Raw genomic sequence first — 16,963 nt, forward strand, 5'->3', positions numbered from 1 at the left:
GCCCGTCCGCCCTTCCTTCCGCACCGCACACCGAACCGCTCACCCACAGCACGTCATCCGAACGGACCCGGCGCCAGGCCGGGGAACGGGGACACCTCATGGCCGAGAATCCGACCGACGAACCGGCGGAAGACAGCACGCCACCCGGGCGCGGCCGCCCGAGCCCGCCGACCCGGAAGCAGCGCACGGGCGTGCCGCAGCCGCGGCAGCAGAGCCCCGCCACACGGCAGCAGAAGCCGAAGCCCACGCAGCAGCCGACACCACCGTCCACACCGCCGTCCACGCCACCCTCCACACCGCCGCCCGTGCCTCCGCAGAGTCCTCCGACCCGCGTGCAGCGGAGTGGCGACGCCCCGGCGAGTCCGCCCACACGCGTACAGCCGAGGGGCCAGGAGCCGACGGATGCGCCCACGCCCGCGCGGCCGACGGACGAGGTCCCGGCGAGTCCGCCCACACGCGTACAGCCGACGGGCCAGGAGCCGATGGACGCGCCCACGCCCGCGCGGCCGACGGACGAGGTCCCGCCGAGTCCCGCCACCCGCCGGCAGCCCCGAGCAACCGCCACCCCCCAGCCCGTCCACGACTCCGAGGCCCCGACCGGCACCGCCTCCCGCACGGGCCCGCACACGCGCCGCGCGCGCGGCAGCACCCCGCACGCCGAGTTCCCGGAGACCTTGAGCGGGCGCGGCTACCACCCCATCGGCATCGCGGGCGCCGGCAGCGAGGGGACGGTCTGGCACGTGCGGCTGGAGGACGGACGGGAGAGGGCGCTGAAGATCGCCCATCCCGGTCAGTCCATGGACCTGGACATCCTCCGCCACCTCGCCGTGCCCGAGTTCCAGCGGCACGTGCCCGAGATCTTCGAGTTCGGCGAGGTCGCCGTCGGCGCCGCCCGGTGCGGCTGGGTCGCGATGGAGTACCTGCCGGACACGCTCGACGACCATCTCGCGGGACGGCCGCGCACCGGGGCCCGCCGGGGCGAGCGGATCGAGGCCGAGGAGACGGTCCGCGAACTCGCCGAGCTGCTCGACTTCTGGCAGACCCGCATCGACCGCAACCCGCTCGACCTCAAGCCCGCCAACATCCTGGTCAGGTCCCGCGCCCGGGGCCGCCACGAGTTCGTCGTCGCCGACTTCGGCGGCATCGCCCGGTTCACGGCGAGCCAGAGCTACCGCGAATTCCAGGTCACGCCGCTGTACACGGCGCCGGAACAGATCGTCCACCAGAACCTGAAGGCCACTCCCTGGTGGACCCTCGGCCTGGTGCTGTACCAGGTGTTCGTCGGCCGCCCGCTGTACGTCCTCGACGACGACGCCCGGATCACGGACACCGCCTGGACGCGCGGCCTGATCATGAACGGGGAGGTCGACCTGACGGCGGTCGCCGACCCCCGGCAGAACCTGCTGCTCCAGGGCCTCCTCACCAAGGACCCCGACGACCGGTGGACCGCGGCCGAGGTCCGGCGCTGGCTCAAGGGCGAGTCACCCGAGGTCGTCCGGCCGGACATCCCCGAGGCCCGGCCCACCGCCCGCCACGCCAACCGGCCGATCACCTTCCGCGGCGAGGCCCACCACGAGGCCGAGAGCCTCGCGGCGGCGATGGCCCGGAACTCCCAGGAGGCCGCGGACTGGCTCGCCGCCGACGGCGGACGGCGCCTGGCGGCCTGGCTGCGCGACGAACTGCACGACACCTCCTTCGACATCGGGCAGCTCCAGGGCCTCGACCGCGGCCCCGCTCGGCCCGTCCGCGCCGCCGTGGCGGCCCTCGCCTTCGTCGCCGTGTTCGCGCCCACGGCCACCCCGCAGTACCGCGGCCGGCGCGTGGACGCGGAGGGCATCGCCCGTATCGCCCAGAGCGGCGACGCCGTCACGTTCATCGACGAGCTGATCGGCGCCTCGGTGCCCACCGTCGCCGCCGGGTTCCGCTGCGGCCACGACGGCTGCGAGGACCGCTGCCGCCTCCTGCTCACCCTCGCCGACGAACTCCCGCTCACCATCGAGGGCGTACGCGCGGAGGCCCGCACCCTGGGCCACCGCGACGGCCGGAACGACGACCTCAGCCCGTACGAGCGGAACATCGCGTACGGGCTGAGCGCGGCCCTGATCGTGCGGCCCGCCGATCGCAAGCGGGCCCTGCTGCCGCTCGCCGGACTGCCCGGCGCCCTGGCACCGCTGGCGGTACGGGCACCCCTGGTACTGCTCGTCCTCCTCGCCCACCTGAACGCCGTCCGCCACCGCGTCACCGCCGCCCTGCGGCGACGCGGCGGCGAAGCCCCCTTCCTGCGCCGCTGGGCCGGCCTGCACCGCAGGGCCGCCGCCGGATCGCCGGCCGCCGTCTCCGGGCGCACGGCCCTCGTCGCCGCGGTCGCGCTGCTGCCCCGGCTGCTCCGGGCCGACGCGCTCGGACAGGACCACGAGGTCACCCTCGCCGAGTGGTGGTCGGTCACCTGGCCCCCGCTCGTACGGCGGGTCTGGGCCGCCGTCGTCCTGTTCACCGCGGTGTGGGCCCTGACCTGGTGCGGAGCCATGGCCCGTACGGTCGTCGACAGCGGCATCGGCTGGGCGGCCCTGAAGCCCGAGGAGGCGCTCGTCGGGCCGCTCACCCGGGCCGCGGACGCCGCGTCGGTGACCCTGGGAGGCCTGTGCGCGGTGGCGCTCGCGGCCGCCCTCGCCTTCGCCCTGCCCCGCACACCCGTCCCCGGGCGGGCGCTGGTCCTCGGCGCGCTCCTCGCGGTCTTCGTCGGCTACCGCCGCCCCGACCTGCCTCCGTTGGAGGTGCTGCACGCCCCCGCCTGGCTGGCGGAGCGCGCGCGGTGGCTGCTCGGGGGCTGGCGCAGCTGGAACGGCGTCGTGGCCCTCGCCGTCCTGGTCGTCGGCTTCGTCCTGCTGGCGTACGCCGCGAGGCTCCTGGCCCGGGCGCGGGCCGCCGAACAGCAGCAGACCGGACTGCGGCGCGCCCGGGCGGAACGGCGCCGCACCCAGGCGGGGCTGCCGGGGCGTCCGTACCAGAACCCGGCCGCGTGGCGAACGGGCTCCGGCGGGATGCGGGACCGCGGACTGTTCGCCCTCGCCGGCGTGGTCACCCTCGTGGTCGTGCTGGGAGCGGCCGTCGAATTCCGGCTCGCTCTCACCGGCGACCACGCGACCCTCGCCTCCTGGGGCACCGGACAGCAGGGCGCCGCCTACCAGTCGCAGTACCTCGCGGCCTGTGCCGCGCTCTGCGCCCTCGCCGCGGTGTGCACTCCGCGGACCGCCCGCCGGATCCTCGGCGGCGGCCTGCTCGCCGTCGCCGTCCTCGGAGCCTGGCCGCCGCCCGTCGAGCCCGCGCAGGCCGTCAGCGTGCCCGTCTGGGAGGCCTTCTTCGCCGAGACCGCCGCCACCTGGGGACCCGCGGCGTTCTGGGCCGCGCTGCTCCTCGCCCTGCCGCTGGCCGCCGCCACCGGTTCCTTCGCCCTGCGCCGTACCCGGAGCGTGGGCCGGTGACGGCGGCCGCGACCCGGCCGGCCGAGCCCCCGGAGGGCGCCGACCCGGAAGAACTCATCGACGCCGCCCAGAAGTTGCTGGAACACCACGATGAGCAGGAGCAGCCAGAGGAGGCCGCCCGCTCGCTGTGGCGCTGCCGTGACGTACTGCTCCGGGCCCGCGGCGCTCTCGAACGACAGGGCGCCCGGGCCGACCCGTACCAACTGGCCTTCGCCCGCTACCTGTACGGCCTGACCCTGTCCGTGGGCTACTGGCAGGCCGCCACGGGTCAGGCCGAGGCGTACGGCGTCGACGACCCGCACGCGCTGCGGCGGGAGGCGACGCCCCTGCTCGCCCTCAGCCGGGCCCTCCTGCCGGAGGACGACCCCGTCCACGCCCACGCCTCCATCCGGCTCGCGCTCCTGCTGCACGACCGGCACGAGGGGGCGGACGAGGGGGCGGAGGAGGGGGCGGAGGAGGGGGCGGAGGAGGCCCCGGACGCTGGGTCGACGGGGGAGGCCGGTGGGGGGCCGGACGCGGGGCCCGACGATCTGGACGAGGCGCTCGCCGCCTTCGAGGAAGGGCTGCGGCTGATCGACGAGGAGCCGCACCCCGGGTTCATCGTCACGTACGGCTGTGCCCTCGCCGACCGCTACGACCGCGACGGCGACTCCGCCGACCTCCTCACAGCCGCCGCCCTCCTGGAGGAACTGCTCCACGCGATGCGGCCACGCGGCGAGGCGGACTGGGCCGACGGAGCGGACTCGCTCCACCAGTCGGACTCGGTCGACCGGGCGGAATCGGACAGCCGGGCGGACTCGCTCCACCGGGCGGAATCGGTCGACCGGGCGGAATCGGCCGACGAGGCCGACCAGTTGGAGATCGAGACCCGCGTACGGCTGATCCGGCTCCTCCAGGCATCCGACGCGCCCGGCGATGCCGAACGGGCCGCCCACCACCTCGAACTGCTCGCCGCGACCGCACCCGACGATCACCCCTCGCGGATCTTCGCCGCAGGGCATCTCATCGACGTCTACCAGGAGCGGGGCGGGGGCCGGGCGCGCCCCGAGGACCGTCCCGCCCGCCTGGCCCGACTCCGTGACCTGCACCGGCTGATCGACCCCGAGGACCCGGACCACGCTCGGGCGACAGCCCTCCTCGGCTCGGCCCTCGCGGAGAGCGTCGAGCCCACGGCGCGGCCCGAGCCGGCCGAGGGAACCGCCCCGGACAGCGGTGGCTCCGGCACCGGCGAGGCGGATTCGGGACCGACGGAGAACCACCACGAGGCCGTCGAACTGCTGCGGGCGGCGCTCGACGGACTGTCGGCCGAGGACCCGCTGCGCGCGAGCGGACACGCCACGCTCGGCACCCTCCTCAACACCCTGCACGACTACGAGCCCGCTCGGTACGAGATCGCCGAGGCCGCGTTCCACCTGGAGCGCGCCGTCGAACTCCACCCCGACGACGGGCCGCTGCGCAGCGAGCTGATCAACCACCTGGCGCACGCCAACCTCGCCGACGACCGGAGCGTCCGCAGGCTCGAGCACATCGACCGGACCATCGAACTGCTCAACGAGTCGATGAGCACGCCGTCCGACACGCCCAGCTTCCGCTCCCAGGCGCACGGCGCCTACGCCGCCGCGCTCAGCCAGCGCCACGCCTTGTCGCACTCCAGCGACGACCTCGACGCGTCGATCCGGCACCTGACCGCCGCGTTCCGGCAGACCTCGCCCTCCGACGTCAACCGGGTCGTCTACCTGCAGAACCTCGGAGTCGGGCTCTACCAGCGCTATCTCGCCGGCGGCGACCTCCAGGACCTGCACGCCGCCCACCGCTACCTCAGCGATGTCACCGGCGCGGTGACCGGCGGCGGCACCACGGTCGTCACCGACCGGCGGCTGATCGGCCGGGACCGTACGGTTCTCGAACACGGCCTGACACAACTGCAGTTCATGCTCGCCAGCGTCGCGCGCGACACACCGGGCATGGCAGCCGCGGTCGCCGCGATGCGCCGGGTGCGGGACTCGTTCGCCCCGGACGACCCCCAGCGGCTGACGGTCGACGTCGACTTCGGCGTTGCCCTGTTCGTACAGGCCTTCTTCACCGGCGATCCGAAGGGCCGGATCGACGGACTCGTGATCATGCTGGAGAGCGTCGAGGTCCTCCCCGAGGACCATCACGATCGCCCCCGGCTGCTGCTGCGGACGGCCGGCGCGCTGATGGTCAGTTCGTTCACGCCGTACAACGCCGGGGGAGTCGCGAGCGCCGATCGCCTGCTGCGCGAGACGCTCGCCGCCGTCTCGCCGGACAGCCCCGAGGGCATGCGGGCCACCCTCCTCCTCGCGGCCCTGCTCTTCAACCGGTTCAAGTACACGGGGGTGCCCGCCCACGTCGACGAGGCCGTGGAGATCGCCGTCGCGGGGCTCGAGCGGATGCGGCAGCGCGCCCCCTCCCCGGTGAGCACGTTCCTCGGATACGTCCTGGCCGACGCCCTGCGCGCCCGCGCCTCCGCCGGGCACGACACCCGTGACGGGAGAGAGGGAGTCGCGCGCGCCGCCCCCGCCGCTGCCTCTGTCCCCGCACCCGCACGCGTACCCGCGCCCGACGACGAGCCCGCGCCCACCCCCGTACCCGACGACGCCCGGGCCGCGCGGGAGGCCGGGATCGCGGCGCTGCGCGAGGCCGCGAGTGTGGTGCTGCTCCAGGCCGCCGCCGAAGCGGCCCTCCAGATGGCCCGCACCGCGAGCGACCGGGCCTTGCAGATCGCCCGGTGGTGCCTCTCCGACGGTGACCTGCGGGGCGCGCTGGAGGCGCTCGAACTCGGCCGGGGCCAGGTACTGCACGCCGCCACCACCACCTCCGACCTGCCCGCGCTGCTGCGGGAGGCCGGCCGTGCCGACCTGGCGGCGGAGTGGGACCAAGGCCCGGTGGTCGCCGGGGTGGCGGGAGCGGTCACCGATCTGGGCACCCTCCTGGACGGCTCGGATTCGCTGCTCGGCACGCTCGCCGAGGGGATGGAACCGCCCCTTCCGGACGACCTGCGCCAGCGCGCACTTACGGCGCTCGCGCGTTCGGGGGCCGGTACCGCGCTCACCACCCCGCCGACTCCGGAGGAGATCGGCACCACGCTGCGCGCGGCCGGCGCCGACGCGCTGGTCTACCTCCTGCCGCCGGGCGGCGCCGAACTCCTCCCGGCGGACGCGGGCAGCGGAGGCGTGGCGGTCGTCGTGACCCGTGACGGCGAGGTCGACACCGTCGCGCTCGGCCTCCTGAGACGGCGCGGCCTGGACGTTCTGACCGCCTACCGGGATGCTCACCGCGAGCGCCAGACGGCCCTTGAGGCCGCCGCCGCGGCCTCTGCATCCGTCGACGGTCCCGACGGTCCCGACAGTCCCGACGATTGGACCGACGCGGCCGACGGCGCCGATCCGGCCGACGCGGCCGATCGGGCACGCACGACCGCGCATGCCCGCTGGAGCACGGCGCTCGCCGAACTCTGCGACTGGGCCGGGCCCGTGGTGATGGCCCCGCTCCTCCGCTCGCCCTTGATCCGCGCGGCCGGCCCTGAACCTCACCTGGTGCTCGTGCCGTTCGGCGAGCTCGGTGGCATTCCGTGGCACGCGGCCGTCCTGAGCAGCGGGCTGCGGCACGGCGGCCGGCCGGTCCGCGCCGTGGAGCGGGCGGTTCTGTCGTACGCGGCCTCGGCCCGCCAGCTCCAGGTGGTGACCAGGCGTCCCCGGCTGCCCCTGAAGGCCTCGCCGGTGATCGTCGGCAACCCGGACGAGTCCCTGCCCGGTGCGGCCACGGAGGCCCGCCAGATCCACGCGGCGATCTACCGGGAGGGACTGCTGCTGGGCAGGGTCCGGGGGGCGAAGGGGACCGGTACGCCCGCCGAGGTCCTGTCGGCGTTGCCGGGGCGCGAACGGGCAGGGGCGTCGGTGCTGCACCTGGCGTGCCACGCCTGGCCCTCGAGCGTGTCACCCCTCGACGCCTGCCTGGCCCTCGCGGGGTCGCAGGAGGGGCGGGCGGCCCCGTTGTCGGTCCGCGTGATCCTGGAGCAGGCCCGTGGTCGCCCGGCGGAGGCGCCGGGCGGGCTCGTCGTGCTCGACGCCTGCGTCAGCGACCACCTCGCGGGGGACTTCGACGAGTCCCTCACCCTCTCCACGGCCTTCCTCGCCGCCGGCGCGACCGGCGTGGTCGGCTCGCGCTGGGAGGTGGAGGACGGGCCGACGGGGTTGATCATGTACGTGTTCCACGACCGGCTCCGGCACGGCGTACCCCTCGCACGGGCGTTGCGTGAGACCCAGCTGTGGCTCCTGGACCCCGACCGGCGGCTTCCGGACGGCATGCCGAGGGCCGTGGCCGACATCCTCCACGACGCCGATCCGGCGGCTCCGGAGCTGTGGGCGGCCTTCGTCTGCCAGGGGCACTGAGCCGGGCGGCCCCGGCTCGGGCGGGACCGGCGTACGGGTCGGCCGCCGACGAAGCGGACCCCTGGCCGGGGCGGTCCCACCGGCGTCGCTGCGGTGTCAGTCGGCTGGGCTATCCTTCCGGCCCACCGCACACCGACCGTAGGGAACAAGAGAATTGTCCGGCCCGTCTGCTTTCCCGCTGCCCTTTCACGCTTCCCGTTCCATGGGGTTCGCGACACCCCGAACCCTGCGGGAACTCGAGATGATGCGGTGCAGTGCGCACCTTCGGGCGAAGCCCGGGTGGTTCGACAAGATGAACGACGCCGACATCGTCGCCCGGTGGACGCGGGAAGCGCTCGCCCAGGGCCTCACCGAGGCGCAGGTTCGTTATGTCCTTGCCGAACTCGCGCACTACGCCGGACTGCGGGACGGACGAACCGGCATCGAGGTGTCCGCCGTCGACGGGGTATGGCAGTCGGACACGCTGATCGACGACAAGCTCCGATCCCGGCTGCGCGAGGCGGTTCGGGTTCTGGAGGAGGTCCCCGCAGCCGAGCTGGACTGGCATCCCGGATCCGACGGGCAGGTACTGGATCTGGTGCATCCCTCACTGTTCTGCCTGGTGCGCGAGGTCAGTGGCGCGCCCGAACAGGCTTGGCAGAACCCGGCGAACCGCTACGCGAAGTACGAGTTCTCGGAGAAGTTCCAGTGGCTGCCCACGGACGTCGACGTCCGTGACGACGGCGATGTCGCCTTCCGTTCGTACGTCAACAACGTCCACCCCGAGGCTCATCACGAACTGGCCTCCCTCCTGCCGGACTTGTTCGCGCGCATGCTCCCGCTGTGGGAGAACGTGCTCACCGATCTGCGCCATCCGCGGCCCCTGCGGATCGAGGCCGATCCTTACGGGTGGTACGACTCGGAACCGGAGCGTCCGGACGAGGCCTCCTACAGTGATGCCGCGGCCTACGACGAAGCCCTCAGTGCCTGGGAAGAAGCTCAGGACGACTGGTGGGAGAACCGCCGCCCGGTCATCCCGGACGCCCCGGACTTCACCGCGCCCGAGCTGCCCGACGCATCCGCCCGCGTCGACCTGCGCGGCCGCGGTCTCCAGGTCATCGTCAAGCTCGCCACGATCCATCTCACCCCGGACAAGCCCGAGTACGCCGGCGGTTCCTGGCACGTCGAGGGGATGCTGAACGAGCGGATCGTCTCGACCGGGATCTACTACTGGGACAGCGAGAACATCACCGAGAGCCGACTGAGCTTCCGCGCGGCGCTCGACGACCCGTACTACGAACAGAACGACGACAACGGTCTGCGCGACGTCTACGGCCTGGAGGACGAAGACGCGCTGAACCAGATGCTCGGATCGGCATCGACGCCGGCGGGTCGCTGTCTGGCGTTCCCGAACGTCCTGCAACATCGCGTCGGCGACTTCCGCCTCGTGGACCCCACCCGCCCGGGACACCGCAAGATTCTCGCGTTCTTCCTGGTCGACCCGTCGGAGAAGATCGTCTCGACGTCCGATGTACCGCCGCAGCAACCGTGGTCCGACACCTCGACCATGACGCTTGAGCAGGCCCACGCGTACCGCGAACAGCTCATGCAGGAACGCAAGTTCTTCGTCGACGAACACAACGAGCAGCTCTACGAACGCGAATTCTCACTCTGCGAGCACTGACCCCCTGCGGTCGGTGCACGGCGGGTCACGTTTCGCAGCTCCCGGCTGATCCCCAGCGGAGAAACTGTGCGTCGCCGTCATCGTCGAGGACCGCGACCGCGTACAGGAAGTAGATCCATTCCTGGCGGGCGCGGGACTCGGTGAGGACGGCCTGACAGGCCACGTTGGCTGCCTGCTGGGCCCACTCCTGCCGTGTGGACTGGTTCCACTCGGGCTTGGTCGTCCACACGTACATCACCTTCTCGTGCGGGGCGAAGCCGATACTGGTGTTCTCGTCGCTGAGGTAACGGGGGCTGTGGACCAGGCGGGAGTTTCCGTTCCACTCGATGAAGAGCTCGTGGACCGCTTCCGTGGCCACCCGGATCTCCTCCTCGTCGGTGCTGGGAATCCGGGCCGCCGCCAGGCCACTTTCGGTGGGTTGCCAGTCGGACTCCTGGCCGTCCCCGGCGGTGTTGCGCTCGATGGCCTGTGTGACGCAGCCGGTGTTGGTGCGGAAGTCGTCCTCCCATACGATCGCCGGTGCCGTGCGAGTGGTGTCGTCCACCAGGACGTACTCGTCGTAAGGAAGTTCCTTGTAGATGTCCGCCATCATGCGGAGGCTGTAGCAGGCGTCCTTGGCGATCGCCTGGATGATGTGGGGTGCGAGGGCAGGGCCGTTGACCGCGATGTAGATCTCTCGGCGGGGCTCGGCGAAACGGATGTCGTACTGCCCGTCGTAGCCGTAGTCGGGCCCCACTCCCAGGCCGATGTCGTGACCGAGCGCAGCCGAGGTCTCCAGTTCAGCCTCGCCCTTCGGGCGACGGGCGGCGTGCCAGGCGGCGATGGTCGCCTCGTCGGTGTAATCGGCGGACGACGGCGTCGGGCGTTCCGACGCCGTGGGACCGGCCGCCTGTGAGGGTGTGGCAAGCGTCTCGGCGAGTGCGGTCGCGGAAGTCCCCCCGCGCGGGGGCAGGGAATTCGACCGGTGCGTCGTATCGTCGTCGCTCTGTAGCGAGATCGCTGCTCCCACCAGTCCGCCGATCACAGCGCCGACGGCCAGTGAGACCCCGAGGACGCGCTTGCGTGGGCGGACGGGAGGGTGCCAGGCCGTGTCCTCCGGCGTAGGCATGCCCCACTGGGTGGCGACGAGGTCTGCGGCGAGGGTCGGGTTGGTGGCGGGTGAGACGACGAGTGTGGTCTGGGCTGCCAGCAGGCCGATGCATTCCGCAGCGATGCCGCTGGCGGTCGGGCGATCAACGGGCGTCTTGGCGAGGGCTCTTCCGACGATCTCGTGGAGTGCGTCAGGGAGACTCTGAACGTCGGGCTCGTCGGACATCACGCGGTAGGCGATGACGTCGGGTGCACCGGTGCCGAAGGGCTGGCGGCCGGTGGCGGCGTATGCGACGAGCGCTCCCCAGGTGAAGACGTCGCCTTCGGGCCCGGCGGCGCCGGTGCGGTAATGCTCGGGACTGACCCAGCCGGGGGTGCCGGTCATGACTCCAGTTCGGGTCACGGACGTGCCGTCCGTGGCGTGGGCGATGCCGAAGTCGAGGACGAGGGGGCCCCCGGCGGCGAGGATGACGTTCTGCGGTTTGATGTCCCGATGGACGACGCCGGCCGCGTGGATCGTCGCGAGTGCCTGGGCCGTACCTGCAGCGAAGGCGATCAAGGTGGCGCCGATGAGGGGGCCGTGCACCGCGACGTGTCGGTCGAGGGTGAGGCCAGGCGCGAAGGCGGTTGCCAGCCAGGGGGTGTCCGCGTCAGGGTCGGCCGCGAGGAGCGGTATGAGGCACGGTCCCTGGACGCGTGCGGAGAGTTGGACCTCGCGGCGGAAGCGCGCCCGGAATTCGGGGTCGTCGGCTTGCGCGGGGTGGACGACCTTGACCGCGACCCGGCCGCCTGCGGCGTCGAGGCCGGCGTGCACGGTGCCCATGCCTCCCGAACCGAGGCGCCCGATGATGCGGTACGGGCCGACCCGCTGGGGGTCACCGGGCCGACTGGGCTGTACACGCCCGCCGGGGCGAGCAACGCTCACGGGGCATCCGTCTCTCTGGTGCGAGGGAGTGGGCGAGGCTGAACTCACCCGTCGGAGGCGACATTCGAGCCTGTTCGCAGGATGCTATCCACACGCCGTTGAAACCAGTGACGGCCGCTCACTCCTTGGCTGATGGAGATGCATGGAGTTGCTACTTCGGAATCGGAGATTCCGGGGTGCCACCCCACACCCCGTTCAGACGTCGGTGGTTGACCTGTCGATTGCCCTGAAAGCCTTCGTTCGATTGGTACTCCCGATGGCTCCAGGTTCTGGCACGCGGCGTCGTCATCGACTGTCCGGCCTCGTCCTCGAAGCCGGAGAGTCCGTCGTGACCCTGGCTCGGCGGCTCGGACACTCCTCGACGGCGATCACCCTCGGTTACAATGCTCACTTCATTCCGGAGGCGGGTAATCAGGGGCGCGGCATCATCGACGGTCTGCTTGGGGAGCGGGGAGACCGGCTCGCCGGCCGGAAATCCCCGATTCTCCCCAGCGCCGTCGACTGGTGATTCCTGCCTCTGGGCCCCGGAGGAGTCGTCCGTGGATTGCACGGTTGAAAAAGATGGGTGGCCTGGGAAAGTGCTGAAAGAGGTCGTAGCGACCCGCTATGTCACGCCTTTGCGTGAGGGCGGCTCGCTCCCCGGGATCGTCGAGGCCGACGACCTCGGCACGTACGTCATGAAGTTCACGGGCGCGGGGCAGGGGCGCAAGACCCTCGTCGCCGAGGTCGTCTGCGGGCAGCTGGCCCGGAGGCTCGGGCTGCGCGTGCCGGAGCTCGTCTCCATCCAGCTCGACCCGGTCATCGGACTCTCCGAGCCCGACCAGGAGGTCCAGGAGCTGCTCAAGGCGAGCGGCGGGCTCAACCTGGGCATGGACTTCCTGCCGGGCTCGCTGGGCTTCGACCCGCTGGCGTACGAGGTGGATCCGAAGGAGGCCGGCAAGGTCGTCTGGTTCGACGCCGTGATCAACAACGTCGACCGGTCCTGGCGGAACCCGAACATGCTGGTCTGGCACGGCGACCTGTGGCTCATCGACCACGGCGCCACCATGATCTGGCACCACAACTGGCCGGGGGCCCAGGCCTCCGCCGCCAAGGCGTACGACGCCTCCGACCACGCGCTCGCGCCCTTCGCGCCGGACGTCGCCGCCGCGGCCGCCGAGCTCGCGCCGCTCGTCACCCGCGAGCTGCTCGACGAGGTCGCCGCCGACGTGCCCGACGAGTGGCTCGTCGACGAGCCCGGCTTCTCGAGCACCGACGAGGTGCGCGCGGCCTATGTCGAGGCGCTCCTGCCCCGCGCCGCCACCATCCACGAGCGGATCACGCTCGGCCCCCGGAGCGAGAACCGGCCCCAGCAGCCCCCGGGCTGGCTGGCCGACCGGCTCGCGCCCCGGACCGCCTCCACCGAGAAGGACAGCACCACGTGACCGACCGCGACGTCTTCGAGTACGCGCTGCTGCGCGTGGTGCCGCGGGTCGAGCGCGGCGAGTGCTTCAACGCCGGCGTGGTCGTCTACTGCCGCGCCAAGTCCTACGTGGCCGCCCGTACGCACCTGGACGAGGCCAAGCTGGCGGTCCTCGACCCGGCGGCGGACGTCACGGGCGTCCGGGCCGCGCTGCGCGCGGTCGAGGGCGTCTGCCTGGGCGGCGACGACGCCGGGCAGGCCGCGCGCGACGACGCCGGGCGGCGTTTCCGCTGGCTGATCGCGCCCCGCTCCACGGTCGTGCAGCCGGGGCCCGTGCACACGGGGCTCACCGCCGACCCGGAGGCCGAGGTGGAGCGGCTCCTCGATCTGCTCGTGCGCTGACGAGGTCGGCGGAGGGTGCCGGTCGCCGCGGAGTCGCGCGCCGGTCGCCGTTCCGCCACGGGGAGTGACCTGGGGCACCCGGTGGGCCGTTGACACCGGGTGCCATCGCTTCTAGCGTCTCGTCCTGCGGACGATACTAAGCGGTCGCTCATGTGCGGGACGCATGAGCGGGACAGCCGTTCGTCCGCGGTCAGGGTCGATCCAAGGGCGAGGAGAACCAAGCATGTCCACCACCGAGCAGCGCGTAGCCGTCGTCACGGGTGCCGCACGAGGCATCGGCGCCGCCACGGCGCTCCGCCTCGCGGCCGAGGGCCGCGCCGTCGCCGTACTCGACCTCGACGAGGCGGCCTGCAAGGACACCGTCGAGAAGATCACGGCCGCGGGCGGCACCGCCCTCGCGGTCGGCTGCGACGTCTCGGACGGCGCCCAGGTGGAGGCCGCCGTCGCGCGGATCGCCGCCGAGCTCGGCGCGCCGACGATCCTCGTCAACAACGCCGGCGTGCTCCGCGACAACCTGCTCTTCAAGATGTCCGAGTCCGACTGGGACCTCGTCATGAACGTGCACCTCAAGGGCGCGTTCCTGATGGCGAAGGCCTGCCAGAAGCACATGGTGGACGCGGGCTTCGGCCGGATCGTCTCGCTCTCCTCCTCCTCGGCGCTCGGCAACCGCGGCCAGGCCAACTACTCCGCGGTCAAGGCGGGTCTGCAGGGCCTCACCAAGACGCTCGCCAAGGAGCTCGGCAAGTTCGGCATCACCGCCAACGCCGTCGCCCCCGGCTTCATCGTCACCGAGATGACCGCGCAGACCGCCGAGCGCGTCGGCATGGGCTTCGAGGAGTTCCAGGCGGCCGCCGCCTCCATGATCCCGGTCCAGCGCGTCGGCCGCCCCGAGGACGTCGCCAACGCGATCGCCTTCTTCGCGGGCGACGACGCCGGCTTTGTCTCCGGCCAGGTCATGTACGTGGCCGGCGGCCCGCTCAACTGACATCCAGGCAGCAGCGAGAGGAGGCGGTCATGACCGCGAACGAACGGCCGGAGCTCTCCGGCAAGGTCGCCCTCGTCACCGGCGCGAGCCGGGGCATCGGCTACGGCATCGCCGAGGCGCTCGTCGCCCGCGGCGACCGGGTCGTCATCACCGGGCGCGGCGAGGAGGCCCTCAAGGAGGCCGCCGAGCGGCTCGGCGCCGACCGGGTCATCGGTGTCCCGGGCAAGGCCCACGACCTGGCCCACCAGGCGGCAGCCGTCGAGGCGGCCATGGACGGCTTCGGCCGGCTGGACTTCCTGGTCAACAACGCCGGGACGAACCCGGTCTTCGGCCCCATGGCCGATCTGGACCTCGGGGTGGCCCGCAAGGTCTTCGAGACCAATGTGATCTCGGCGCTCGGTTTCGCCCAGCGGAGCTGGCACGCCTGGCAGAAGGATCACGGCGGTGCGATCGTGAACATCGCGTCCGTCGCCGCCGTCTCCGCTTCGCCGTTCATCGGCGCGTACGGGATGAGCAAAGCCGCGATGGTGAATCTGACCCTCCAGCTGGCGCACGAATTCGCGCCGCTCGTGAGGGTCAACGCCATCGCTCCCGCCGTCGTGAAGACGAAGTTCGCGCAGGCGCTGTACGAGGGCCGCGAGGCGGAGGCGGCCGCGGCGTACCCGCTCGGCCGGCTCGGCGTCCCCGAGGACATCGGCGGCGCGGCCGCCTTCCTGACCTCCGCGCAGTCGGAGTGGATCACCGGCCAGACCCTCGTCGTCGACGGCGGGATTTTCCTGAACGCCGGAGTCGGCTGACCGATATCCGGACACTTTCCGGATTTCGTGTCCGGATTGGCCCCGGTTATACGTCGAATGCCTCAAGTGCCCCGTCGGGCTCGAAGATTGACCTGACGGGGTGCTGCGGTATCGTCGGCCGACCCGTGGCTGAACGAGGAGCGTGCACGTGTTCAACCGGACCAGTCTGCAGGCCGCTGCAGCCCTTGCGTCCATATCCCTGGTGGCCGGATGCGGTGTCTTTTCGGACAGCGAATCCGCCGGGGATCAGAGAATCGTCATCGGTACGATGAGTTCTCCCACCACGCTTGATCCGGCCGCGGCCTGGGACAATTCCTGGGAGCTCTTCCGGAATGTCTTCCAGACCCTGGTGAGTTTCCCGACAGGCAGCACGGCGCCGCAGTCCGACGCCGCCGACTGCAAGTTCACGGACACGTCGAGCCGCGTCTTCGAGTGCAAGCTCCAGGAGGGCCTGAAGTTCTCCAACGGGCACAATCTGGACGCCGAGGCCGTGCGGTACTCGATCGAGCGCATTCGCACGATCAACCACAAGGGCGGCCCCAACGGGATGCTCGGCTCGCTCGGCAAGATCGAGACCGTCGGCGACCGGACCGTCGTCTTCCGGCTGAACAAGTCGGACGCCACCTTCCCGTTCGTCCTCGCGACCCCCGCGATGTCCCTCGTGGACCCGGCCGAGTACCCGGCGGACAAGCTCCGCACGGACGGCAAGCTCGTCGGCTCCGGCCCGTACGTCCTCGACTCCTACGAGGAGCGGAAGACGGCGGAGCTGACCCGGAACCCCACCTACAAGGGCTTCGCCGACCGCAAGAACGGCGGCGCGACGATCCGGTACTACGACGACTCCGAGGCGATGGTCGCCGCGCTCCGGAAGGACGAGATCGACGCCACCTACCGCGGCCTCAGCGCCGCCGAGGTCGTCGAGTTCCAGGAGGACAAGCCCGAGAACAAGCGCCTCCAGCTCGTCGAGTCCACCGGCGCCGACATCCGCTACCTGGTCTTCAACACCCAGGACCCCTCGGTCGCCAAGCCGGCCGTCCGCAAGGCCATCGCCCAGCTCGTCGACCGCGACGCCCTGGTCGAGAAGGTCTACCAGGGCACCGCCGAGCCCCTGTACTCGATGGTTCCCAAGGGCATCGCCGCCCACACCACCAAGTTCTACGACCGCTACGGCACGCCGAGCGTCTCCAAGGCCGAGAAGATCCTGAAGAACGCCGGGATCGATGAGCCCGTCGAGCTGGACTTCTGGTACACGACCGACCGGTACGGCTCCTCGACGGCGCCCGAGTTCGAGGAGCTGAAGCGCCAGCTGGAGGCGTCCAAGCTCTTCAAGGTCGAGGTGCACGGCAAGCCCTGGAAGGAGTTCCAGGCGGGCTACCAGAAGGGCGAGTACCCGGTCTTCGGGCGCGGCTGGTTCCCCGACTTCCCGGACCCGGACAACTTCGTCGCCCCCTTCGTGGGCAAGGAGAACGTCCTCGGCACGCCCTACGTGAGCGAGCGGATCACCGGCGAGCTGCTCCCGAAGTCCCGCCGCGAGAGCGACCGCGGGACGGTCACGGACGAGTTCGTGGAGGCCCAGGAGATCCTGGTCCAGGACGTCCGTCTGCTGCCCCTGTGGCAGGGCAAGCTGTACATCGCGGCCGGCGAGGACATCGGCGGCGCCGAGCGCGCCCTCGACCCGCAGACGGTCATGCAGCTGTGGGAGCTGCACCGCCGGGCCAGCTGGTAGTCCGACGGCCGGTGGACGGCCTGCGGGGGCCACTGTCAGTGGCCCCCGGTAGGTTCTCGGACGTAGACAGGAACGTCCAC

General features: G+C 71.9%; 9 protein-coding genes. 8 read left to right on the plus strand and 1 reads right to left on the minus strand.

What is annotated here, in order from left to right:
- Positions 1-482: 482 nt before the first annotated feature.
- The 3 genes from ASC82_RS04835 (at position 483) to ASC82_RS04845 (ending at position 9,557) form a co-directional block, all read left to right on the plus strand.
- Positions 483-3,482: a hypothetical protein gene (locus ASC82_RS04835; RefSeq protein ID WP_056642027.1), complete on the plus strand. Its 3,000-nt coding sequence runs from the start codon at positions 483-485 to the stop codon at positions 3,480-3,482.
- Positions 3,479-7,894, plus strand: a complete 4,416-nt coding sequence (locus ASC82_RS04840; protein ID WP_056642032.1) for a CHAT domain-containing protein — start codon at positions 3,479-3,481, stop codon at positions 7,892-7,894. Before ASC82_RS04835 ends, ASC82_RS04840 begins: the two co-directional genes overlap by 4 nt.
- Positions 7,895-8,048: 154 nt before the next feature.
- Positions 8,049-9,557 carry a DUF4246 domain-containing protein gene (locus ASC82_RS04845; RefSeq protein ID WP_079039050.1) on the plus strand — a complete coding sequence of 503 codons (1,509 nt, stop codon included), beginning with the start codon at positions 8,049-8,051 and terminating at the stop codon, positions 9,555-9,557.
- A gap of 25 nt (positions 9,558-9,582) precedes the next feature.
- Here ASC82_RS04845 and ASC82_RS04850 read toward each other — a convergent pair whose 3' ends face one another.
- Entirely contained in the window at positions 9,583-11,619 is a 2,037-nt protein-coding gene (locus tag ASC82_RS04850) for a protein kinase (RefSeq protein WP_277914774.1), read from the minus strand.
- A gap of 530 nt (positions 11,620-12,149) precedes the next feature.
- Between ASC82_RS04850 and ASC82_RS04860 the strand changes: the two genes are divergently transcribed.
- The 5 genes from ASC82_RS04860 (at position 12,150) to ASC82_RS04880 (ending at position 16,883) form a co-directional block, all read left to right on the plus strand.
- The gene (locus ASC82_RS04860) at positions 12,150-12,995 is read left to right on the plus strand and encodes a HipA family kinase (protein ID WP_199862465.1); all 846 of its coding nucleotides are present in this window, start codon (positions 12,150-12,152) and stop codon (positions 12,993-12,995) included.
- Positions 12,992-13,375: a DUF3037 domain-containing protein gene (locus ASC82_RS04865; protein ID WP_056642038.1), complete on the plus strand. Its 384-nt coding sequence runs from the start codon at positions 12,992-12,994 to the stop codon at positions 13,373-13,375. Before ASC82_RS04860 ends, ASC82_RS04865 begins: the two co-directional genes overlap by 4 nt.
- 223 nt (positions 13,376-13,598) lie before the next feature.
- A complete protein-coding gene (gene fabG / locus ASC82_RS04870) occupies positions 13,599-14,360 on the plus strand; it encodes a 3-oxoacyl-ACP reductase FabG (protein WP_024760885.1) in 762 nt (253 codons plus the stop codon).
- A 29-nt stretch (positions 14,361-14,389) separates the two neighbouring features.
- Positions 14,390-15,157 (plus strand): SDR family oxidoreductase, encoded by a 768-nt coding sequence (locus ASC82_RS04875; protein WP_056642042.1) that lies wholly within the window; start codon positions 14,390-14,392, stop codon positions 15,155-15,157.
- A 148-nt stretch (positions 15,158-15,305) separates the two neighbouring features.
- Entirely contained in the window at positions 15,306-16,883 is a 1,578-nt protein-coding gene (locus tag ASC82_RS04880) for an ABC transporter substrate-binding protein (protein ID WP_056642046.1), read from the plus strand.
- Positions 16,884-16,963 lie beyond the last annotated feature (80 nt).

Origin of the sequence: Streptomyces sp. Root431 (genome assembly GCF_001426585.1) — a bacterium.
Lineage (GTDB): Bacteria > Actinomycetota > Actinomycetes > Streptomycetales > Streptomycetaceae > Streptomyces > Streptomyces stackebrandtii.